Below are 22,929 nucleotides of genomic sequence, written 5' to 3'. Positions count from 1 at the left end.
ACGCACCGTGCCGCTACGACTACTCTCTGGAACTACTGGGAGATGTCCATGCCGCTTCTTGACCAACCTCCGGGACGTCCCGCAGGTCGAATACCTCCTCGACGGCCCGTGCCGCCGCTCCTCCGTCGGCCAGCGGGCAGAATCTGGCCGTGAAGGCGGCATAGAGGTCCTCATACTTCCGGTTGACCTCCTCGACACCTCTGATTGCCTCGGCGACCTCCTCGGTGGTGCGCAGCAAGGGGCCGGGCGCCTCGGCCTCGAAGGGATGCTCCGGGCCGCGGGTGTGGAACAGCATCGGGCGGCCGGTCACGGCGAAGTCGAACATGGCCGCGGAGTAGTCCGTGACGAGCAGGTCGGCGACCAGATAAAGCTCCCAGAGATCCGGATGCGCCGAGACGTCGACGACGAAGGAGCCGGTCGACCGGGCCAGATCCGGGTGGCGGCGCACCAGCAGGACGTGGTCCTCGTCCAGCTCCTCCCGCATCCGCCGCAGGTCGAGGCCGTCATCGCAGGCGGCCGGGGCGTAGAGGACGACCTTCTTGCCCTCGGGCAGGCCGAGCCGCTCCCTGACGGCGACGGCGAGTTCGGGGCGGGCGAGCACGTCGCCGCACGGGTGGCCGATCTCCAGCACCCGCCCCTCGAACCCGAACGCGTCCCGCAGCATCGGCGTGCACCACGGGCTCGGCGAGATCAGGTAGTCCCACTCCGCAGCCGATCCCTCGGAGCACTCCGGCGGCGAGTCGTGCCAGGTCTGCAGGACGCGCTGGCCCTCCCGGCGGCGGAACCAGGCGGGCAGGTGGGTGTCGGTGACGACGTAGCGGGAGCGGGCCAGCGCCTCGTAGTACTCCTTGCCGTTCAGGCGGACCGGGGTGACCCCGTCGGGGAGCCGTACCTGGCCGTCGCGGACGTTCCACAGGTGGCGCAGGGGTGCGCCGCGCCGTACCAGTTCGTCGTGGACGGCCTTGGGGCTGCCGGAGAACCGGGTGCCGGACTGGGAGTCGTAGAAGACGGCGTCCCAGAGCGGCTCGTCGCGCAGCAGCGGGTAGCGCTCCTCGCGCAGCCTGCGCTGGTTGGCGGAGCCGCGCTCGTCGCCCTTGAGGTCGCCGCCCACGGTGAGGACGGCACGGCGGTCCTCGCCGGACGCCAGCGTCAGCTCCCGGTGGTGGTGGGCTCCGACGGCGGGGGCGGCCGGTTCGTACTCCAGCGGGAGGTCGCCCGCGGCCGTGCGCAGCGACAGCGCGTAGGGTCCGGCCGGGAGCGGCAGGCATCCCGCCGGGGACTCGACGGCCATCGGCGCGAGGTCGGCCTCGAAGCCGCCTTCGACCGTACGCGCGGGGAAGAGCCGCACGCCGTCCTGCCCGGTCGCCACGACGCGCACGCCCTCGCCCAGGTCCAGCACGCACCGCCCGTCGAGGCGCAGCACGCCGTCCGCGCTCCACCGGGCGCCGCGCACCGACGCGGCGATCCGCTGCTCGCGCAGGGTGAACACGCCGCCGCTCGCGCAGACGACGATCTCCCGCTCCCCCACCCGGTGCCTGCTCCACGGCAGGTCCTCCGGCAGGTAGAGCCGCTCCTGACCGAGGTGTACGACCAGCTCGCGCGGCTGCTCCAGCGCCTCGGCGCTCACCGGGTCCAGCGGCGGCCGATCGTCGAGGACGAGCTCCGCCAGCTCGACCTCGGCGGTGAACCCTCCTCCTGCACGCGCGAACACCCCGCGCACCCGCCGGACGCCCGCCGCGACCCCCACGGTCAACTGGGCGCCGGCCGGTGGCTCCATGCCCAGGTCCCCCTTGATCAGCAGGCGTCCGTCCTCGACCGTCCAGCCGGTGACGTTCAGCCGCTCGGCCCTGACGTCGAGGGCGAACGCGCCCGCCCCCGTACGCCGCGGGATCACCGAGACGCCGGGCCCCGGCCGCACGCCGCCCGCCCGCTCGGCCGCCTCCCGGGTGGGCCCCGCGAGCCGGGCCCTGCGCAGCATCCCCCGGTCCAGCACCGTCAGCTCCACGTGCCAGGTGCCCGCCGCCTCGCCGGTCAGGTCGGCGGGGTCGATCGTGAAGCGCAGGCCGCTCCAGTCCCGCGTGCGGTCGGCCTTCCCCTTGCGCCCGAGCGGCACGCTCAGCGTCCGCTTGACGGGGAGCCTGACCTTCCGGCGGGTGCCCTCGTGCACGAGCGAGGCGAAGAGGTGCTGCCGCCGCCGGACGGCGGGGAGGTGGCGCACCGTGACCCGCGCCTCCACCACCAGCCTGCCGTTCTCCCAGCGCAGGTCGTCGAGGCGTTGCTGAAGGTCCAGGTCGTGTGCGCGCAGGCGCAGGACGTCGGCGGGCAGGCCGGGGGGCGCGTCCAGGTGGTAGCGCAGGCCGTGGCGTACGGCCTGGGGCCGGCTCCGCCGCTCCCAGTCGAGCACCTCGGCCAGCTTGGCGGCGTCCCGCTGCCCGACCAGGTGCCACATGAGCCTGCGCAGCACGGGGAGCCTGGTCAGCGTGCCGGGCGAGAGGTCGTCGAGGTAGGCGGTGGCCAGGTCCAGGAAACGTTCGCGGAAGTCCTCCTCGGCCTGCGGGAACGCCTGGACCACGTCCGGCAGGTCGCCGTCGAGCACCATGACGTCCCAGGCGACCGCATGGTCGCGACGGCCGCTGTCGTACAGGAAGTCGCGCACCGCCCTGATCGCCGCGATCCGGTCCTCGACCTCGGGGGCCCGCGCGCCGTCGCCCTCGCGCTCCCGCCACAGGTAGACGGGATCGGGCAGCATGTCGACGGAGCGGGCCAGGAAGTGGCCGGGCAGCGCGACCGCCGTGTCCCCGTACGGCACGCCCTCGGGAAAGGCGAAGCCGTACCACTCCCAGAACGACCTGCGCCACAGCTTGTTCGTCACCAGGCGGTCCCTCAGCAGGACCTCCTTCCTGGTCACGTGCGTGCGGAGCTCCGCGTCCTCGAAGATCGCGCGGTGCGCCGCCGACCGGCGGACCCCGCCCGCGCCGAACCGGAGCACGTCGCCGGTCACCAGGTCCGAACCGGTCCGGTCGAGGGTGTGCGCCATGATCTCGAACGCGTGCGGCGGCACCAGGTCGTCGCCGTCGACGAAGGCGAGGAACTCGCCCGACGCCTCGCCCACCCCCGCGTTGCGCGCCGCGCCCGGCCCGGAGCCGTCGTGGCGGATCAGCCGGAACCGCGGATCGCGCGCGGCGAACCGGGCGGCGACGGCCGCGCTCCCGTCGGGAGACCCTTCGTCCACCATGACGACCTGAAGGTCCCGCCAGGTCTGGGCCGCCAGCGATTCGAGGCACGCCGCCAGATAGGGCTCTACATCGTAGATGGGGACGACAACGCTCAAACGAGCCACCGGTGATCCTCCGTTATGAGGGTGTTGGCCGAGGTGCGGCAAGAATGCCGACCCCGTCCCGGCTCCGGCGGCCCGCCGGGCACTCCCGGTGACGTCTTTGACCGACTCTTGACCGCGCCAGGACGACAGCGCACTCGGCGGGTAAACGTTCGGCCAAGCGAGGCGGATTGGCGCGATGACGGTCGGCGACCAGCGCCTACAGTCCGTGACTAACCCTGACCTGCGACGCCTTCGATTCGCGGTCCTCGCAGGCACCGACGCCCCCGACCGAATGGAGTCTGTCCGTGTACGAGCCCGACGAAGGCGAGCGGAACGACGGGCCGATCCCACCGGCGCGGCCGGTGATCGGCGAGGCCGAGATCGCGGCCGCGGTGCGCGTGCTGCGCAGCGGCCAGGTCGTCCAGGGACCCGAGGTCGCCGCGTTCGAGGACGAGTTCTCCGGCTGGGTGGACGGGCGGCACTGCGTCGCGGTCAACTCGGGCACCTCGGCGCTGCAGCTCACCCTGATGGCGCTCGGCCTCGGCCCGAGCGACGAGGTCATCGTGCCGTCCTTCTCCTTCGCCGCCACCGCGAACGCGGTCCGCCTGGTCGGCGCGACCCCGGTGTTCGCCGACATCGACCCGCGTACCTTCTGCCTGGACCCCGCCTCCGTCGAGGCGGCGATCGGCCCGCGCACCGCCGCGATCATGCCGGTCCACCTGTACGGCCACCCGGCCGCGATGGACCGGCTGGAGCCGATCGCCGCCCGGCACGGCCTGGCCCTGGTGGAGGACGCCTGCCAGGCGCACGGTGCCGCCCTGCACGGCCGCCCGGCCGGCTCCTTCGGCGCGGCCGGCTGCTTCAGCTTCTACCCGACGAAGAACATGCACGCCCTGGAGGGCGGCATGATCACCACGGCGGACTCCGGGATGGCCCGCACCCTGCGCCTGCTGCGCAACCAGGGCATGGAGCGGCGCTACGCCAACGAGATCGTCGGCGCGAACATGCGGATGACCGACGTGGCCGCCGCCATCGGCCGGGTCCAGCTCGCCCGGCTGCCCGAGTCGACCGAGCGCCGCCAGGCCAACGCCAAGACGCTCGGCTGCCTGCTCACCGCCGTGCCCCCGCCGCCCGTGGCCGACGGCGCCTGGCACGTCTACCACCAGTACACGGTGCGTGTTCCCGGCGCGCGGGACGAGGCCCACCGGCGGCTGGCGGCCAGGGGGATCGGCAGCGCGGTCTACTACCCGACGCCGATCCACCGGCTGGCGCCGTACCTCGGCAGCTGTGCCGGGGAGCTGCCGGAGACCGAGCGCGCGGCGGCCGAGGTGCTGTCGCTGCCGATCCATCCGACGCTGACCGAGCGGGAACTGGTCAGGATCGCCGAGGCGGTCAACGACCTGGGATGCCTGCTGTGACGACGCTGCGGGCCGGGCTGATCGGGCTCGGCGCGATGGGGCGCAACCACGCCAGGGTGCTGGCCGGGCTGGACGGCGTAAGGCTGGTCGGCGTCGTCGACCCGGCGGGCGACCCCGGCAGGTCCGCGCAGGGCGTGCCCGTCCTGGCCGCCACCCGGGACCTGCTCGCGCTCGGCGTCGACTACGCCGTGGTCGCCTGCCCCACCGCGCTGCACGAGGAGGTCGGCCTGGAACTGGCGGCGGCCGGGGTGTCCGCGCTGATCGAGAAGCCGCTGGCGCACTCGGCCGAGGCGGCCCGCGTGCTGGTGGCCGCCTTCGAGGCCAACGGCCTGGTGGCCGGGGTCGGCCACATCGAGCGCTACAACCCTGCCCTGCAGAACCTGCGCGCCCGCCTGGAGGAGGGCGAGCTGGGCGAGCTGTTCCAGGTCTCGACCCGCCGCCAGGGGCCCTTCCCGCACCGGATCGCCGACGTGGGCGTCATCAAGGACCTGGCCACCCACGACATCGACCTCACCAGCTGGGTGACCGGCCTGAGCTACGGCTCGGTGTCGGCGCGCACCGTCTCCAAGAGCGGACGCCCGCACGAGGACATGGTGGCCATCGTCGGCCAGCTGACCGGCGGGGTGATGTGCAGCCACCTGGTCAACTGGCTGAGCCCGCTCAAGGAGCGCTCCACCGTCGTCACGGGTGAGCGCGGCTGCTTCGTCGCCGACACCCTCACCGCCGACCTGACCTACTACGCCAACGGCGCCCGCGACACCGAATGGGAGGCGTTGCGCGCCTTCCGGGGCGTCTCCGAGGGCGACATGGTCCGCTACGCCATCGCCAAGCGGGAGCCGCTGCTCGTGGAGCACGAACGCTTCCGCGACGCGGTGCTGGGCCTGCCGAGCGACATCGTCACCCTGCGGCAGGGACTGGAGACGGTCGAGGTGGCCACCGCCGTCCTGGAGTCCGCCATGACCGGAAACACCATGTCCGTGCCTTTGAGGGACCGGATATTCGCGGGCCGCTAGGCGCCGCGAACCAGAGATCGAGAGACCGGAGGAATCCCATGCCGCCATCCGCCCAGCGCCCAAAGCTGGCCGTGATCGTGGGGAACGGCATCACCGGCGACTCCAGGGTGCAGAAGACCGCGCTCGCGGCGGCCCGCGACGGCTGGGACGTCACGTTGGTGGGCCGCACGGGCCGAACCGAGCCCGAGTATTCGACGTTCGGCCCGGTGAAGGTCATCAGGGTGCCCGTGCGCGGGGAGGCCCGGCAGCACCAGCTGACGCGCCGTCGCCTGCGCGCCACGCGCAGCGTGGTGACCCAGTGGCGGCTGCCCGACGAGAAGGCGCTGACCGGCCTGCGGGCCTTCCACAAGGCCTGGACCAGGCAGCAGACCGCGCGCATCGGCTGGACCTACGACCACGGCGGCCCGCGGGGGCGGCTGTCGCGGGCGGGGCGCCGGGCCGTGATCGCGGTGGCCAGGAAGGTGCTCCGGCTGCGGGTGCGGACGTTCCAGTGGGAACGCCGCCGGCACCGCAAGGCGAAGGCGCGGGTGCCCAGCGGCGACTGGCGGCGGGACATGCCGGAGCTGCTCGACCTCGACCTCGCCTTCGGCCCCGTGCTGGAGGCGCTGCGGCCCGACGTCATCCACGCCAACGACATCACGATGATCGGCGTCGCCGCGCACGCCGCGGCCCGCCTGCGGGCCAAGGGCCGCCGCTGCCGCTGGATCTACGACGCCCACGAGTACGTCCAGGGCGTGGAGTGGCGGTCGGAGCTCAAGTCGAGCGGATACGTCGCCCACGAGAAGGCGTTCATCGGGCGGGCCGACGCGGTCGTGACGGTCTCCCCGGAGATCGCCGAGATCCTGCGCAGGAGCCACGGCCTGCCGTCGCTGCCGCTGGTGGTGCGCAACACGCCGATCCGGGAGGCGATCGGCGCGCCCGGCCGCGCGTCGGTGCGCGAGCGGTGCGGGCTGGCGGCGGAGGTGCCGCTGCTGGTGTACGCGGGCTGGATCGACGCCCAGCGCGGGGTCGACACGGCCGTGCAGGCCCTGGCCGAGCTCCCGGGCGTGCACCTGGCGCTGGTGTCGAACCGGCACGACGCGACCATGGAGGAGCTGCTGGCGACGGCCGCGCTGCACGAGGTGCAGGACCGGGTGCACGTCGTGCCGTACGTGCCGCAGGCGGAGGTCGCCGACTACCTGTCCTCGGCCGACCTGGGGCTCGTCTGCCTGCGCCGGGTGCCGAACCACGAGCTGTCCCTGCCGACCAAGCTGGCCGAGTACCTGCACGCCGGTCTGCCGGTGGTCGGCGCCGACGTGCGGACCCTGCGCGGCTATGTCAGGGCGCACGACCTGGGCGAGCTGTACCTGCCCGGCGATCCCTCCTCCTTCGCCCGAGCGGTGACCGCGGCGCTGTACCGCCGCGGCGAGCTCGCCGCGAACATCACCGAGGGCGTGCTGAAGGAGCTGTCGTGGGAGCAGCAGTGCGCCGGGCTGCTCCAGCTCTACCGCGACCTGTCCGGCCTGGTGCCGCCGAGACCGCAGGAGGTGCCCTGGGACGTACGCGAGCGCCGCGTCCAGAAGGACAAGCCCCGGGGCGCCGGCTGGACGATGCTCACCGGCACCCCGGTACGGCTCGGCCTCGGCCCCGCCAACTACGCCGGCCAGCTCGCCGCCATCGCCCAGGCCCTCGACCGGCGCCGCTCCGACATCTCGATCGAGGTGGTGATGCGCAAACGCCCCGGCTCGGCCTTCGACTACCCGTCCGACGTCCACCTCGACCCCAGCCGCCTGGGCCGCCTGGACGGCCAGGTCGAACAGGTACGGCGGGCCATCGGCCGCTACACCCACCTGATCGCCGACGCCTTCCTGCCCTTCTTCGGCAAGCTCAACGGCGACCACATCGGCGCCGACCTGCCCGCCCTGGCCAACGCGGGCATCAAGGTGGCGCTGCTGGCCCACGGCAGCGAGATCAGGCACCCGGGCCGGCACATGGCGGCCTACGAGTACTCCCTCTTCCACGACGCGCCCGCCGGACACGCGGCGAGGCTGGCCGCGATCGTCGAGCGCAACCAGCGGGTGGCCCGCGAGTGCGGCCTGCCGATCTTCGTGACCACCCCGGACCTGCTGGCCGACGTGCCCTGGGCGGTGTGGACGCCGCTGGTCGTCGACGTGGACGCCTGGACGTGCGACGGGCCGGTGCTGGAGCGCCGCCGCCCGGTGGTGCTGCACGCGCCGTCCAAGCGCTGGACCAAGGGGACCGACCACATCCTGCCGGTGCTGACCGACCTGCACGAGCGCGGCGCGATCGAGTTCCAGCTGGCCGAGAAGGTCGCCTGGTCGCAGATGCCGCACCTGGTCAAGAACGCCGACATCATCGTCGACCAGTTCGTGATCGGCACCTACGGCACCTTCGCCTGCGAGGGCATGGCGGCCGGCAAGCCGGTCGTCGCCTTCCTGTCGGAGGAGGCGGGGGAGGCGGCCGGGGTGACGCCGCCGATCGTGAACGCCACGCCCGCGACCCTCGGCGAGGCCATGGCCCGGCTGCTCGACGACCGGGCCGAAGCCCGCCGCATCGGCCGCGAGTCCGCCCTGTTCGCCAGGACCTACCACGACGGCACCTGGACCGCCCAGACGCTGGAGGGCTTCCTGCAGTGAACGACACCACCGTGCCCGACGTCACCGTGATCGTCGCCGTCTACAACACGATGCCGTACCTCACCGAGTGCCTCACCTCGCTGGCCGGGCAGAGCATCGGCCCGGGGCGGATGGAGGTCGTCGCGGTGGACGACGGCTCCACCGACGGCGGGGGCGAGGAGCTCGACCGCTTCGCGGAGATGTATCCGGGTGTATTCAGGGTGATGCACCAGGCCAATTCGGGAGGGCCTGCCGTACCCAGCAACAGGGCGCTGGATGTGGCGCGGGGGCGTTATGTGTTCTTTCTCGGGGCCGACGACTATCTCGGGACCGAGGCGCTGGAGCGGATGGTGCGGGCGGCCGACGAGTACGGCTCCGACGTGCTGCTCGGGCGGACCGAAGGGGTCAACGGGCGCAACATCCTGCAGGACGTCTACGAGCGGACCGAGCCCGACCTGGACCTCTACGCCTCGGCGCTGCCGTGGTCGCTGTCGAACACCAAGCTGTTCAGGCGCTCGCACATCGAGGCGTACGGGCTGCGCTTCCCCGAGGACATGCCGGTCTGCAGCGACCAGCCGTTCACCATCGAGGCGTGCGTGCGCGCCGGCCGCATCTCGGTGCTGGCCGACTACACCTACTACTACGCGGTGCGCCGGGACGACGACACCAATCTCACCTACAGCTCGCCGCCGCTGACCCGGCTCGCGGCGGGCGAGACCATCATCGAGACCACGGCCGCCCTGCTGGAGCCGGGGCCGAAGCGCGACTTCGTACTGAAGCGCCACTTCGCCTGGGAGCTGGCCAAGCTGCTGCGCAAGACGTTCCTCGACTGCGACCAGGACACCCGCGTCCAGCTCTGCGCGAACGTCGAGAAACTGTGCGACCGCTACCTGACCGAGGGGATACGCGAGCAACTGACGGCCCGGCAGCGCCTGCGCCTCGCCCTGGCCTGCCGGGGGGCCGTGGACGAGCTCGCCGAGACGCTGCGTGTCCACCTGGACGGCGAACACCCGCCGCTCATGATCGACGGTGACACGATCCTCTGCTGCCTCCCCGGGTACGGCGACGAGCGGCTGGCCATCCCCGACGACTGCTACACCCTGACCGGAAGCCTCATCCCGCACATCGCCGCCACCGGCTGCGAGGCGCGCTGGCAGCGCCGCCTGCTGGCGCTCAAGGTCAGAACCACGCTGTACGGCTCGCCGTCCGCGCTCACCGTCGCGCTCGCCCACACCTGGCGGGCCAAGAGGTGGGCCGGGACGACCCGCAAGGTGGCCGAGGGCCCACCGCGCCCGCTGGGCCCGGTGACCGCCCGCTCCACGCACGGCGACCTGGACGTGCTGCTGAACGTCTCGGAGCTGGTCGAGCGCGCCCCGCTCGCGGAGGCCGTCCATCCGGTACGGCTGTACGCCGAGATCACCGGAAACACCTACGAGATCCCCCTGCCCGCGCCCGAGCCCGGACCGTCGGCGCTGCTCTGGCACCAGGGCAAGCCCTACGAGGTCAGCACGGACGCCGACGACCGCGGGCACCTGCAGATCAAGATCGCACCCTGCGGCCTGCGCCAGGTCCTGCTCTGGCCGACACGCCGTTTCGGAAGGAGACCGTGATGAACATCTGTGTCGTGGGGCTCGGCAAGATCGGGCTGCCGTTGGCCGTGCAGTTCGCCTCCCGGGGGTACCGGGTGCTCGGCGCCGACATCGACGAGCGGGTCGTCAGGCTGGTCAACCAGGGTGAGGTGCCCTTCCCCGGCGAGCACGACCTGGACGTCCACCTCAAGAACATGGTGTCGGGCGGCCTGCTGACCGCCACCCTCGACACTGCGGGCGCGGTCGCCGCCTCCGACGCGGTCGTCGTGGTCGTGCCGCTCTACGTGGACGCCTCGGGCGTGCCGGACTTCTCCGGCATGGACACGGCCACCCGCGCCATCGCGGCGGGGCTGCACCCGGGCACCCTGGTCAGTTACGAGACCACCCTGCCGGTCGGCACCACCCGCAACCGGTGGGCGCCGCTGCTGGAGGCGGGCTCGGGCCTGCGCGCCGGCCAGGACTTCCACCTCGTCTTCAGCCCCGAACGGGTGCTCACCAGCCGGGTCTTCGCCGACCTGCGCCGCTACCCCAAACTCGTCGGCGGCCTGGACCCGGCCTCCGCGCTGCGCGGCGCGCAGTTCTACGAGGCGGTGCTGGACTTCGACGAGCGCGACGACCTGGCCAGGCCCAACGGGGTGTGGGACCTCGGCTCGACGGAGGCGGCCGAGCTGGCCAAGCTGGCCGAGACGACCTACCGGGACGTCAACATCGGGCTGGCCAACCAGTTCGCCAGGTTCGCCGGGCGGGTGGGGGTGGACATCCACCAGGTCATCGAGGCGTGCAACAGCCAGCCGTACAGCCACCTGCACACGCCGGGGATCGCCGTCGGCGGGCACTGCATTCCGGTCTATCCGCAGATGTACCTGTGGGCGGACGGTGACGCGACCATCGTGCGGGCCGCCCGGGAGGCCAACACCGCCATGCCCGGGTACGCGGTCGGGCTGCTCGAACAGGCCTACGGCGACCTCGAAGGGGCGGGCGTGCTGGTGCTCGGGGCGGCCTACCGGGGCGGGGTGAAGGAGACCGCCTTCTCCGGGGTCTATCCCGTGGTGGACGCGCTGCGCGCGCGGGGGGCGCGGCCGTACGTCTCCGACCCGATGTTCTCCGGTGGTGAGCTGGCCGAGCTCGGCCTGCCGCCGCACCGCGGCGAGCCGGTCAGCGCCGCCGTCGTGCAGGCCGATCACGCCGAGTACGGAGCACTCGGCGCGACGGACCTGCCGGGCGTGCGGGTGATCGTGGACGGCCGCCGGATCACCGACCCGAGCCGCTGGGACGGCGTGCGGCACGTGGTGATCGGCGCCTAGAGCTCCTCCAGGGCGGTGCCGCCCGCGCACTCGGCGTAACGCGTCCCCGTGCGCGGGCACTCCCACAGCCCGGCCCGCTCCACCAGCCGCACCCCGGCGCGCCCCACCCAGCCGATCCGCCTGGCCGGCACGCCCGCGACGAGCGCGAAGGCGGGCACGTCCCTGGTCACCACCGCGCCGGCGGCGACCATCGCCCACGGGCCGACCCGCACGGGCGCGACGCAGACCGAGCGGGCCCCGAGCGAGGCACCCTCCTCGACGATCACGCCGACCGGCGCCCAGTCGCCGCCCCGCTTCACCCGGCCGCCGGGGTCCACCGAGCGGGGGTTGTGGTCGTTGGTGAGCACGACCGCGGGGCCGACGAAGACGCCGTCGCCCAGCTCGGCCGGTTCGTACACCAGCGCGTAGTTCTGGATCTTGACACGGTCGCCGACCACGACGCCCGTGCCGATGTACGCGCCGCGCCCGACCACGCAGCCCTCACCGAGCCTGGCCTGCTCCCTGATCTGCGCCAGCTCCCACACCGTCGTCCCGGCGCCGACCCGCGCGCTCGCGTCGACCTGCGCCGTGGGCATCACCTTGTAGCTCATCGGCCAGCCTCCCCCTCCTTGCCGGATATCCGCTGCTCAGGAGTCTGTCGTGGACGGCGGGCCGGGGCGGGCGGTTCGGCGGGTCACCCCTTCTGATGGTGGTCTGGTATGCCTTGGGGCACGATGGGGCACTAGTTGATGTCATGGAGGTGTGCTGAGTGGGGTTCCGGGGGCTGGTGGCGGCTCTGCTGATCGTGGGGGCGCTGCCCGTGAACGCGGCGGAGGCGGCGGCGAAGGTCGACTGCGCGAAGGTGAGATGCCTGGCGCTGACCTTCGACGACGGGCCGGGCCGGTACACGGCCACGCTGCTCTCGCACCTGAAGAAGGAGAAGGCCAAGGCCACGTTCTTCCTCATGGGCAAGCGGGTGCCGGAGCGTCCGGCCGTGGTTCGGCGGATGGCGAAGGAGGGGCACGAGATCGGTGCGCACACCTACTCGCACCCGTATCTGACCACGCTGCCGGACGAGGAGATCACCCGCGAGCTGGAGTCGGCGCGGGACGCCGTGGCCGAGGTCACGGGCAAGGAGCCGGCCACGTTCCGCCCGCCGTACGGTGACACCGACGACCGGGTGCTGGAGCTGGCGGGCGCTTCCGGGCTGGCGCAGGTGATGTGGACGGGCACCACGCTCGACTGGAGCCTGCGCGACGAGAAGAAGATCAAGGCGGCCGTGCTGAGGCTGGCCAGGCGCGACGGCGTGATCCTGATGCACGACGTGGTCCCGCAGACGGTCCGCGCGATGCCGGGGATCCTCCGGGAGCTCAAAAAGCGCGGCTACCACCTGGTCACGGTGTCGGCGCTGCTCAAGGGCCGCAGGCTGGGCGCGGGTGAGTCTTACCCGTAGACCTCTGCCCCACGATCTGAACCCGTACCTAGACAGGAGAGACGACGATCGCCACTCAAGCGCGCCCGGAGAGCGCGGTCACGCCCTCCGCACCGGCCTGGCGCGCCCCCCTAGCCATCTTTCTCGGCGTGCAGGGCGTCCTGCTGCTGTGGTGGGCCGCCTACTATCCCGGCCTGTTCAGCCGGGACTCGGTGCTCTACCTGAGCCACACCATCGTCGGGCCGTGGGTCAGCGACCACTCGGTCCTCTACGACGCGATGCTGTGGGTCAGCGTCAAGACGACCGGTGACCTCAGCGCGGTCACCTTCCTGCAGACGACCGCCATGGCGGCGGCGATCACCTGGCTCTGCGAGTCGCTGAAGGCGCTCGGCGCGCCACGGCGCTGGACCACCGCGATCACGCTGCTGCTGCCCTTCCTGCCGCCGCTCGGCGCCTTCACCGTGACGTTCTGGAAGGACGTGCCGTTCACGATCTGCGTGATCGCGCTGACCGCGGTGTGCGCCCGCGTCGCCGCCCGCCGCGGCCCGCGCAACGGCGACCTGCTCGCGCTCGGCGCGCTCTTCCTGGGGCTCGGCCTGTTCCGCGCCAACGGCTTCCTGGTGGTCGCGATCGCGGTCGCCGTGCTGCTCGTGGTGTTCAGGACCCGGCGGGTACGGCTCGCGCTGGCCGGCCTGATCGCCGTCGGCGTCCCGCTCGCGCTGACCAGCGTGGTCCTCCCCCAGGCCGGGATCAAGCCCCCGTCGCGCACGTTCGTCTACCACACCGCCTACGGCGACGTCGCCGTGCTCTACGCCCGGCGTCCCGACCTGTTCACCCCGGCCGACCTCACGCTCATGGCGAGCATCGCGCCGCTGGAGCGCTGGCGGAAGGGCGGCACCTGCTACACGATCAACACGCTGATCTGGCGCGGCGACTTCAACTGGCCGGTCTCCGACGCCCGCGCCGGGGAGATCATGGAGCTCTGGCAGCGCCTGCTCCGCGAGGAGCCCGCACTGGTCGTGGAGGCCCGGCTGTGCCGCGGCTCGATCGCCTGGCACCCGCTGCCCAACCCGGAGGGCCGCGCCGGGGGGACCTACCACTTCTCGCTCCGCCGGCACGCCGCCGCCTACGTCGGCCTGGAGGTGGTCAACCAGTTCCCCGAACTGGGCGCCTACGCCCTGCGGCCGTTGTCGCAGCCGCTCTACCATGCCGCCGACGCCTGGCGGGAGGTCACCTACGGCAAGGGCTCCGAGGCGGTCGACTGGCTGCTCTACCGTGGCGCGTTCTGGTGCTACCTGACCTACCTGGCGGCGGCGCTGGCCGCCTGGTCCCGGCGCAACCGGTACGCTCTCGGCATCGCGACCGTCGTCGCGGGACAGCAGCTCGCCGTCATGGCCAACATCTCCGCCCAGGACTTCCGCTACATGGCCTCGCCCATCTTCATCGGCATGATGCTGGTGCCGTTGCTGGTCTCCAGTCTGCGGCGGAAGCATTGAATGGCTGATTTCGGGACTTACCTGACGGGTAGAGTCGTCAGGTGCTGAGCGCTGACTCTCCCCGGACCGCACGGCTCGCCTGGCTCGACGCGCTACGCGGGCTGGGGGCCATCGCGGTGGTCATCGAGCATCTCAACTACACCTTCCTCCCCGAGTTCCGGCCCAAGATGATCAATCTGGGCATCTACGGGGTGCTGGTGTTCTTCCTGGTCAGCGGCTACATCATCCCGGCCTCGCTGGAGCGCAGAGGCGACGTGCGGGCCTTCTGGCTGGGCAGGCTCTTCCGCCTCTACCCGCTGTACCTGCTGAGCATCGTCATCGTCGTGGCGATGGTGCCACTGCAGCGGCTGCGCGCCGACCTCGACGTGTTCGCGCACATCACGATGCTGATGGAGGTCACCGGCTCGTCGGGCGCCACCGAGCCGATGTGGACCCTGTCGTACGAGATGGTCTTCTACCTGCTGGTCACCGCGCTGTTCGTGGCGGGGGTGCACCGGCGCAGCGGGCTGTCGGCGCTCCTGTTCGGTCTGCTGTCGGTGGTCGTGGCGTTCGCGCTGCCGATCCGCAGGGGGCTGCTCGACGGGCCGGTCGTGCCGATCGTCGCGCTGGCGGTGATCGGGGTCGCGCTGGGCTGCGTGCTGTTCGGGCCGCGGCTCGCGCGCGTGGCGGGCGCGCTCACGCTGGGGGTGGGCTCCGTGGTGCTGGTCGCGATCGGCAGCCGCGTCCCGTGGCAGGGGGCGATGATCCTGGCGGTGATGTTCACCGGCACCGCCGTCTACCGCTGGGAGCACCGGCAGGGTTCCGGGCTCTGGCCGGTCGCCGGGGTGGCGTTCCTGGTCTGCCTGATCCCCTTCCTCAAGCCGGTCACCATCAACGGCCCGGCCAACCTGCTCACCATGGCGCTGGCCGGGGGCACGTTCGCGCTGTTCATGGCGCTGCGCGAGCGCCGCTTCCCGCGCCTGCTGGTCTGGCTCGGCATGATCAGCTACTCGGTCTACCTGCTGCACATGCCGGTGGCCAGGTTCTACTTCGGCGTCTTCGGCACCCCCGGCGACCAGCACCTCCTCATCGAGGCCGGGATCGGGGTCGCACTCATCGCCGCCATCTGCGGCGTGAGCTGGCTCACCTACCGCTTCGTCGAACTCCCCATGCAGCAGTACGGCCGCCGCCTGGCCAAACGCCTCCCGGCCCCGCCGACCCCGGCCCGGCAACCGGCCGAGGTCTGAACCGGCTCCCCCGCTTCGCGGCTACTCCCACTCGATGGTGCCCGGGGGCTTGCTGGTCACATCGACGACCACCCGGTTCACGTCGCGCACCTCGTTGGTGATGCGCGTGGAGATGCGGGACAGCACGTCGTAGGGCACCCGCGCCCAGTCGGCCGTCATCGCGTCCTCCGAGGTGACGGGACGCAGCACCACCGGATGCCCGTAGGTACGGCCGTCGCCCTGCACGCCGACCGAGCGCACGTCGGCCAGCAGCACCACGGGGCACTGCCAGATCTCCCGGTCGAGCCCGGCCCGCGACAGCTCCTCACGGGCGATCGCGTCGGCCTCGCGCAGCAGGTCGAGCCGCTCCTGGGTGACCGAGCCGATGATCCGGATACCGAGACCAGGACCGGGGAACGGCTGGCGCCACACCATCGCGGCGGGCAGCCCGAGCTCCTCGCCCGCGCGGCGCACCTCGTCCTTGAACAGCGTCCTCAGCGGCTCCACCAGCGAGAACCGCAGGTCCTCGGGCAGGCCGCCGACGTTGTGGTGCGACTTGATGTTGGCGGTGCCGGTGCCGCCGCCGGACTCGACGACGTCGGGGTAGAGCGTGCCCTGGACCAGGAACTCCACCGGGCCGTCGGCGATGATCTCGCGCTGCTCGTCCTCGAAGACCCGGATGAACTCCCGGCCGATGATCTTGCGCTTCTCCTCGGGGTCGGTGACCCCGTCGAGCGCCTTGAGGAAGCGGTCGGCGGCGTTCACCACGCGCAGCTTGACGCCCGTGACGGCGACGAAGTCGCGCTCGACCTGCTCGGCCTCACCCTTGCGGAGCAGCCCGTGGTCGACGAAGACACAGGTCAGCCGGTCGCCGATGGCCCGCTGGACGATCGCGGCCGCGACCGCGGAGTCGACGCCGCCGGACAGCGCGCAGATCGCCCGGCCGGTGGGCCCGATCTGCGCCTTCACCGCGTCCACCGCGTCCTCGACGATGTTGAGCATCGTCCACGAGGGGCGGCAGCCGGCCGCTTCGAGGAAGTGCTTCAGGACGGTCTGGCCGTGCTCGGAGTGCAGGACCTCGGGGTGGAACTGCACGCCGTACAGGCCGCGCTCGGGCTGCTCGAAGGCGGCCACCGGGGTCTCGCCGGTGGAGGCGGTCACCGTGAAGCCCTCGGGGGCGGCGGCGACGGAGTCGCCGTGCGACATCCAGACGGTCTGCCGGGCGGGCAGCCCGGCGAAGAGCACGCCCTCGCAGGTCACCTCGAGCGCGGTGCCGCCGTACTCGGCGACGCCCGTGCGGGCGACCTCGCCGCCCAGCGCCTGGGCCATCGCCTGGAAGCCGTAGCAGATGCCGAAGGTCGGCACCCCGGTCGTGAACAGGCCCTCGGGGGCGGTGGGCGCGTCCTCGGCGTAGACCGAGGAGGGGCCGCCGGACAGGATGATCGCCTTCGGCTTCTTGGCCAGCATCTCCTCGACGGGCATCGTCGAGGGGACGATCTCGGAGTAGACGTGGCATTCACGCACTCGCCTGGCAATGAGCTGCGCGTACTGCGCACCGAAGTCGACCACGAGCACTGTGTCGAAATCAGACACCGAGAAGACCCCCCAAAGGCGTATGCGGTGACACCAGTGTATCGGTCACGCACATGAGCCTCGGTGTCACTCGTAGACGGGCGTCGCGGGCAGGGTTCCGGCCAGCAGGCTCTCCGCCTGGTCGCGCAGGCCCTGCTCGTAGCCGGGGTGGGTGAGCACGAGGAAGCGCTCCTGTTTGATGGCCTCGACGGCCGCCGCGGCCACCTCTCCGGGGTCGATGCCCTTCTCCACGAGGCCGTCGACGACGCTCTGCGCGGCCAGGTCGTCGCGGGTGCGGGCCATGGCCAGGTCGGCCGGGCGCACCCGCTCGGAGCGGTTGATCTGGGTCCTGACCCCGCCCGGACAGAGCGCGGTGACGCGCAGCCGGGATCCGGCCGTCACCAGGTCCTGCGCCAGCGACTGCGAGGCGGCGAACGCGGCGTACTTCGACAGCGCGTAGGCCCCCGCGTACGGCCCCGCGAACAGCCCCGACACCGAGACCGTGTTCACGATGTGCCCCTCGGTGCCCTGCTCGATCATGCGCGGCACGAAGGACTGGATGCCGTGCAGCACGCCCCACAGGTTCACCCCGAGCATCCAGGTGAAGTCCTCGGGCGTCCGCGTCCACATGTAGCCGCCCTGGAAGACCCCGGCGTTGTTGCACAGCACGTGCACCGCGCCGAGCTCGCCGAAGGCCCGGTCGGCCAGGTGCCGGACCGCGACCGCGTCGGAGACGTCGGTGATCTGGGTGAGCACCTTGGCCTCCCCGGCGAGCGCAGCCGTCTCGGCCAGCCCGCCGCGGTCGACGTCGGCGAGCATGAGCGACATGCCCTCCCGGGCCAGCCGTACGGCCAGCGCCCTGCCGATCCCGCTCGACGCCCCCGTCACCACCGCGACCCTGCCGGAGAGTTCCCGCACGCCCGCCCCTCCCCTGCGCTCGCCCGGATATCGACGTTAGCCGGATCCGCGGCACCGGGAAAGGACCCCCGAGGCTAGGGTCAGAGGATCCGGTCCACCAGGCCCAGCGGCGGCGAGCCCAGGTCGAGCAGTGCCTTGTGGAAGCGCTGCAGGGTGAAGCCCGCGCCCCATTCGGCCCTGGCCCGCTCACGCAGGTCTAGGATGACCAGCTTGCCCCAGGTGTAGCGGCCGTAGGTCGGGTCGAAGGTGGCCCGGCGCGCCTCCGACAGCGCGGCGGAACCGGCCAGGTGCGTGTCGCTCTCGAACCGCCGGGTCGCCTCCTCGACCGTCATCTGCCCGGTGTGCACGCCGATCGCGCAGGCCAGGCGGGTGACCCTGATCAGCGCCTCGACCCAGACGCCGATCTCGAAGCGCGGGTCCTGCGCCTCGAAGCCCTCCTCGACGCAGAGCTCCTCGGCGTAGTGCGCCCACCCTTCGGCGAACGACATCGACTGCAGCAGCCTGCGCACCTCCGAACCGGCCCGCCGCAGCGCCCTGCCGTGCGAGAAGTGGCCCGGCGCCACCTCGTGCACGTTGATCGCGGGCAGCGTGGTGTGCGAGAAGACCTCCAGCCACTCCTCGACGTCCTGTTCGGGCCAGGACGGGTCGGGCGGGGTGATGTGGTACCAGGAGGGGCCCTCGGGTTCGCCGGGGGCGTTCCAGCTCATCATCGCCATCGCCCAGCGCCGCGACTCCGGCGCGAGCCCGACCAGGCACTCGCCGTCGTGGTAGGGGACCAGGTCCTTCTCCCGGGTGAACGCGATGGCCTTCTCGGTGCCGATCCTGGCCGCCTCCAGCACGCCGTCGGCGTCGGGGTGCTGCCTGACCAGCTCGCGGACCACCTCCAGCGGGGGCCGGTCCGGCTCGCCGAGCTTCACGCACGCCTCGGCGAGCAGGGCGTGCAGCCGATCGCGCTCGGCGTCGGCCCGCTCGGCCAGCGCGCCCAGGTCGACGACCGTGCCCTCGCCCGAGCCCATCAGCCTGGCCAGCTCCGCGCCGCCCAGCGACGGGTCGGGGTCGCCGACCGCGGCGGCCCGTTCGACGTGCGCGACGAGCAGGGCGTGCGCCTCCAGCGCGTCCTTGTCGGTGACGCCCGCGGCCAGGCCCCGGACCGCGCCGATCAGCGACTGGGCGACGGGCGCGCTGAGCCGGTCGAGGGAGGAGATCGCGTATCCCACCGCCTCCGGCCACCGCGCCAGGTGGGCCCGCTTGGCGGCGGCTCGCTCCTCCTCGGGGGCGTAGTCGCGGTCGTAGCAGGCCAGGTCGAGGTTGGCCAGGTGGTCGAGAGGGTTGCGGCGGTGCAACTCCAGCTCACCGAACCGGACGCGCAGGCCGTCCTCGAAGGCCGCGAGGTGGGCGGCGTCGTAGGGATCTGCGGGCGCGGGGCCCTCGCCGAGACGGCTCAACCCGGCGGAGACGCCCTCGGGCGAGAGGTCCTGGACGATGCCGTCGTACTCGTGCCGGCCGCCTGTCTCTCGCGCGTCGGCCACGGCGAGGTCGAGAACGGCGCGGGTCCTGGGAGTGAGATCGCTCATGGGGCGAAACTATCCCAGGAGCCACTCACTTCAATCTCAGCCGCCGCATCGTCTTGAGCAGCCCGGCCAGCGTGTCGGCGTACTTCTCGTACGGCACGCCGCCCGGCGCGTCGAAGCTGAGCCACGTCGCCTGCGAGGCCACGGTCTGCACCTCGGTGTACTTCAACAGCCCTTCGGCGCCGTGCCGGTGGCCGAGGCCGGAGGACTTCATGCCACCCATGGGGGCGTCGTAGGAGGCGTAGGCGGCGCCGTACCCCTCGTTGATGTTGACCGTGCCGGCCTCGATGCGGGCCGCGAGCGCGCGGCCGCGGGTCAGGTCGCGGGTCCACACGGAGGCGTTCAGGCCGTAGTCGGTGTCGTTGGCCAGGGTGACGGCCTCGTCGTCGGTGCCGAAGCGGTACAGGGCGACGACGGGGCCGAAGGTCTCGTTCCGGTACAGCTCCATGTCGGGGGTGACGCCGGTGAGCACGGTCGGCTCGTAGAACAGCGGTCCCACGTCGGGCCTGGCCTTGCCGCCGGCCAGGACGGTGGCGCCCTTGGCGACGGCGTCGGAGACGTGCGCGAGCACGCCGTCGAGCTGGCGCTGGGAGGTGAGTGAGCCCATCCGCACCGACCAGTCGAGGCCGGAGCCGAGCTTCATGTTCCTGACCTGCTTGACGAACTTCTCGGTGAAGGCGTCGTAGATCGAGTCGTGGACGTACAGCCGCTCGATCGACAGGCAGAGCTGGCCCGCGTTGGTGAAGCAGGCCCTGATCGCGCCCTGGGCGGCCACATCGAGGTCGGCGTCGTCGAGCACGATCATCGGGTTCTTGCCGCCGAGCTCCAGCGAGCAGCCGACGAGCCGCTTGGCCGCCTCCTCGGCGATCTTGCGTCCGCCCCGGGTGGAGCCGGTGAAGGCGACGTAGTCGGCGCCGTCCATCAGCGCGTCGCCGATCTCGTCGGGCTCGCCGAGCACGATCTGCCAGATGTCGCGCGGCATGCCCAGCTCGACCAGCAGCTCGATCGTCCACAGCGTGCACAGCGCGGTCTGCGTGTCGGGCTTGTGCACCACCGTGTTGCCGGCCATCAGCGCGGGCACCACGTCGGTGACGCCCAGCGAGAGCGGGTAGTTCCACGGGGAGATCACCGCGACCGTGCCCTTGGGCCTGCGCAGCTCGCTCACCCGGGTGGCGATCGGGAAGATGCCCCTGCGGCCCTGGGCGGCCAGCAGGCCGGGGGCGCGCCTGGCGTAGTAGAGGGTGCAGCCGGCCACGTCGAGGACTTCCTCGAAGGCGTGCCTGCGGGCCTTGCCGGTCTCCCACTGGACGATGTCGAGGATCTCGTCGCGCCGCTTGAGGATCGCGTCGTGCAGCAGCAGGAAGGGGCGTACCCGCTCGCGGGCGGGCAGGGCGGCCCAGGCGGCGCGCGCGGCGCGGGCCTTCTCATAGGCGGTCCGCACGTCCTCGGCGGTCGAGACGGGCATCTCGGCCAGCGGCTCGCCCGTGAAGGGGGCCAGGACGTCCCGTGTCTTGCCGCTGGAGGTGACGTGGCGGGTCAGCTTCGCGGGGTCGAATGTGCTTGCTACGACAGTGGCGACCATACCTAGAAGACTATTCGGTAACGCTACTGAACGGTAGGTTCACGATGATTGCCCCGAGGGTGGACAATCCCGTTATGTTGCCGCTCGGCGTGGGCGATCCTGCCGAACTCGGCGGGTACGGCCTGCTCGGCAGGCTGGGCGAGGGTGGCCAGGGCGTGGTCTATCTGGCCGCCGACCGGTCCGGCGCCCGCGTCGCGGTCAAGTGGCTGCACCCCGGAGTGCGCCAGGCCGGGCGGTTCCTGCGCGAGGCCGAGGCCGCCCGGCGGGTCGCGCCCTTCTGCACCGCCCAGGTCCTGGCCACCGGGGTCGCCGCCGGTCGGCCCTACCTCGTCAGCGAGTACATCCCCGGCGCCTCGCTGCGCCAGGTCGTCACCTCCGACGGGCCACGCGGCGGTGCCGCGTTACACCGCCTGGCCATCGGTACGGCGACCGCCCTGGCCGCCATCCACCACGCGGGAGTCGTCCACCGCGACCTCACCCCCGCCAACGTGATCCTCGGCGCGGACGGCCCCCGGGTCATCGACTTCGGCGTGGCCAGGGCCTTCGACGCCACCTCCACCGGGCCGCCCGTGGGCACGCCCGCCTACATGGCGCCCGAGCAGTTCAACGGCGAGACCGCCGGACCCCCGGCCGACCTGTTCTCGTGGGCGGCGACGATAGCCTACGCCGCCTCGGGACGGCCGCCCTTCGGCGGGGAGACGGTGCCCGCGACGATCCACCGGGTGCTCACCGCCGATCCCGGCCTGGACGGGCTGGACGGGCCGCTGCGCGAGGTGGTGCTGGCCTGCCTGGCCAAGGACCCGGCCCGGCGACCGACGGCCGAGGAGGTCGTCCTACGCCTGCTGCGGCCCGAGCCGAGCGTTCCAGCAGACTCGCGAGAGGAGCGAAGGCCCCCGAAGGCGGTCCGGAGGCGGCGAAGCCCGGTGGCCGCGTTGGTGGCGCTGGCCGTGGTGGCGTTCGGGATGCCGTCGGGTGGGCCGCCCGCCGTACCGGAGGCGGTGCCGGGGGGCGGGGTCGGGGTGGCGCTGACCGGCGGGGCGGTCGTCTACGAGCATCCGGAGGACGCCATCACGCTGAGCGGTTACGAGGTCTGGAGCGGGGGCGACTGGGCCGACTACTCGCGGACTTCGCCGGGCGGGCCGTTCAGCCGGCATCCGGGGAACTGGGAGACCAGGCTCTCGCCCGACGGGCGCTACCTGGCCGGTCGCGGCCGGGGCTACACGGCGGCGGGCTACGACGCGGTCACCATCACCGACCAGCGCACCGGCGCCGCGTCCACCGTCGAGACGGTCAGGCGTCCGCTGCTGAGCAGCATCAGGGGCTGGTCGAAGCGGGGCCACGCGCTCCTGCTGTCCATCGAGCGCAAGGCGGGCGACGGCTGGGACTTCCCCGGCTACGTCGTCGTGGACGTGGCGAGCCGCCGGGCCAGGGTGGTCGAGGTCGCCGACCCGGCCGTCCGCGGCTCCGCCTTCGGCTGGGACGGCACCGGCACCGGAGTGGTCGGCACCGCCCCCGACGGCCTGCGCTTCTTCGACACCGGCGGCCGGGCGGTGCGGACCCTGCCCGGCGTCGGCCGGCCCGCCTCGGGCACGGCCGACCTCTTCTCCCCCTCGGGCGCGATGGTCGCCGCCACCTGCCCCGGCGGGCACTGCCTCTGGGACACCCGCACCGGCGAACGGCTGCGCCGGCTTCCGGCCGGATGCGCGAAGTTCCTCGGCTGGTACGACGAGCGGCACGTGCACTGCTGGAGCCACGCGAACCCCGCCAGGGACGAGGTCCAGGTGTTCGACCTGGCCGGAGCGCCGGTCCGGCTGCTGCTGTCGGCGCCCAAGGGCCTCGGCCTCAGCCCCGTGTTCACCCGCTCCCGATGAACCGTTCCCGTCACCGATCCGTGTAGAGGGTCTTGACATCCTCCC

Annotated in this window: 15 protein-coding genes; 9 read left to right on the top strand and 6 right to left on the bottom strand. The window is 72.4% G+C overall.

Annotated features, from left to right (window positions below; translation table 11 throughout):
- Positions 1-19: 19 nt before the first annotated feature.
- On the bottom strand, positions 20-3,340 hold the full coding sequence (locus ABZ911_RS00920) for a CDP-glycerol glycerophosphotransferase family protein (protein ID WP_358049946.1): 3,321 nt from the start codon (positions 3,338-3,340) through the stop codon (positions 20-22).
- Between the two features lie 284 nt (positions 3,341-3,624).
- On the opposite strand from ABZ911_RS00920, the gene ABZ911_RS00915 reads away from it, so the two are divergent.
- Genes ABZ911_RS00915 through ABZ911_RS00895 form a run of 5 tightly spaced genes read left to right on the top strand, consistent with a single transcriptional unit; the run spans position 3,625 to position 11,258 of the window.
- Entirely contained in the window at positions 3,625-4,737 is a 1,113-nt protein-coding gene (locus tag ABZ911_RS00915) for a DegT/DnrJ/EryC1/StrS family aminotransferase (protein ID WP_358049943.1), read from the top strand.
- A complete protein-coding gene (locus ABZ911_RS00910; protein ID WP_358049940.1) occupies positions 4,734-5,750 on the top strand; it encodes a Gfo/Idh/MocA family oxidoreductase in 1,017 nt (338 codons plus the stop codon). Before ABZ911_RS00915 ends, ABZ911_RS00910 begins: the two co-directional genes overlap by 4 nt.
- A 38-nt stretch (positions 5,751-5,788) precedes the next feature.
- Positions 5,789-8,386 carry a glycosyltransferase gene (locus tag ABZ911_RS00905; RefSeq protein ID WP_358049937.1) on the top strand — a complete coding sequence of 866 codons (2,598 nt, stop codon included), beginning with the start codon at positions 5,789-5,791 and terminating at the stop codon, positions 8,384-8,386.
- Positions 8,383-9,975 (top strand): glycosyltransferase family 2 protein, encoded by a 1,593-nt coding sequence (locus ABZ911_RS00900; RefSeq protein ID WP_358049934.1) that lies wholly within the window; start codon positions 8,383-8,385, stop codon positions 9,973-9,975. Before ABZ911_RS00905 ends, ABZ911_RS00900 begins: the two co-directional genes overlap by 4 nt.
- Positions 9,975-11,258: a nucleotide sugar dehydrogenase gene (locus ABZ911_RS00895; protein ID WP_358049931.1), complete on the top strand. Its 1,284-nt coding sequence runs from the start codon at positions 9,975-9,977 to the stop codon at positions 11,256-11,258. The genes ABZ911_RS00900 and ABZ911_RS00895 overlap by 1 nt, the downstream gene beginning before the upstream one ends.
- Here the strand turns inward: ABZ911_RS00895 and ABZ911_RS00890 are convergent.
- Positions 11,255-11,848, bottom strand: a complete 594-nt coding sequence (locus tag ABZ911_RS00890) for an acyltransferase (RefSeq protein ID WP_358049928.1) — start codon at positions 11,846-11,848, stop codon at positions 11,255-11,257. The two genes, ABZ911_RS00895 and ABZ911_RS00890, sit on opposite strands and share 4 nt — an antisense overlap.
- A gap of 158 nt (positions 11,849-12,006) precedes the next feature.
- Between ABZ911_RS00890 and ABZ911_RS00885 the strand changes: the two genes are divergently transcribed.
- The 3 genes from ABZ911_RS00885 (at position 12,007) to ABZ911_RS00875 (ending at position 15,391) form a co-directional block, all read left to right on the top strand.
- Positions 12,007-12,690, top strand: a complete 684-nt coding sequence (locus ABZ911_RS00885) for a polysaccharide deacetylase family protein (RefSeq protein WP_358049925.1) — start codon at positions 12,007-12,009, stop codon at positions 12,688-12,690.
- 128 nt (positions 12,691-12,818) lie between these two features.
- Entirely contained in the window at positions 12,819-14,165 is a 1,347-nt protein-coding gene (locus tag ABZ911_RS00880) for a hypothetical protein (protein WP_358049922.1), read from the top strand.
- Between the two features lie 41 nt (positions 14,166-14,206).
- Positions 14,207-15,391 carry an acyltransferase gene (locus ABZ911_RS00875; protein WP_358049919.1) on the top strand — a complete coding sequence of 395 codons (1,185 nt, stop codon included), beginning with the start codon at positions 14,207-14,209 and terminating at the stop codon, positions 15,389-15,391.
- 21 nt (positions 15,392-15,412) lie between these two features.
- Here ABZ911_RS00875 and guaA read toward each other — a convergent pair whose 3' ends face one another.
- The 4 genes from guaA to ABZ911_RS00855 all read right to left on the bottom strand — a co-directional run bounded on the left by guaA (position 15,413) and on the right by ABZ911_RS00855 (position 21,013).
- On the bottom strand, positions 15,413-16,963 hold the full coding sequence (gene guaA, locus ABZ911_RS00870; RefSeq protein WP_358049916.1) for a glutamine-hydrolyzing GMP synthase: 1,551 nt from the start codon (positions 16,961-16,963) through the stop codon (positions 15,413-15,415).
- Positions 16,964-17,029: 66 nt separating this feature from the next.
- Entirely contained in the window at positions 17,030-17,860 is an 831-nt protein-coding gene (locus ABZ911_RS00865; protein WP_358049914.1) for an SDR family NAD(P)-dependent oxidoreductase, read from the bottom strand.
- An 80-nt stretch (positions 17,861-17,940) separates the two neighbouring features.
- On the bottom strand, positions 17,941-19,434 hold the full coding sequence (locus tag ABZ911_RS00860; protein ID WP_358049911.1) for a DUF885 family protein: 1,494 nt from the start codon (positions 19,432-19,434) through the stop codon (positions 17,941-17,943).
- Between the two features lie 25 nt (positions 19,435-19,459).
- The gene (locus ABZ911_RS00855) at positions 19,460-21,013 is read right to left on the bottom strand and encodes a succinic semialdehyde dehydrogenase (RefSeq protein WP_358049908.1); all 1,554 of its coding nucleotides are present in this window, start codon (positions 21,011-21,013) and stop codon (positions 19,460-19,462) included.
- Positions 21,014-21,087: 74 nt separating this feature from the next.
- On the opposite strand from ABZ911_RS00855, the gene ABZ911_RS00850 reads away from it, so the two are divergent.
- Positions 21,088-22,884 carry a serine/threonine-protein kinase gene (locus ABZ911_RS00850; RefSeq protein ID WP_358049905.1) on the top strand — a complete coding sequence of 599 codons (1,797 nt, stop codon included), beginning with the start codon at positions 21,088-21,090 and terminating at the stop codon, positions 22,882-22,884.
- The last annotated feature ends 45 nt before the right edge of the window (positions 22,885-22,929 follow it).

The organism is Nonomuraea sp. NPDC046570 (assembly GCF_040645915.1).
In the GTDB taxonomy this organism is placed as follows: domain Bacteria; phylum Actinomycetota; class Actinomycetes; order Streptosporangiales; family Streptosporangiaceae; genus Nonomuraea.
Note: the sequence above shows the minus strand (reverse complement) of the source record. Positions and strands in the feature narration are given on the sequence as shown.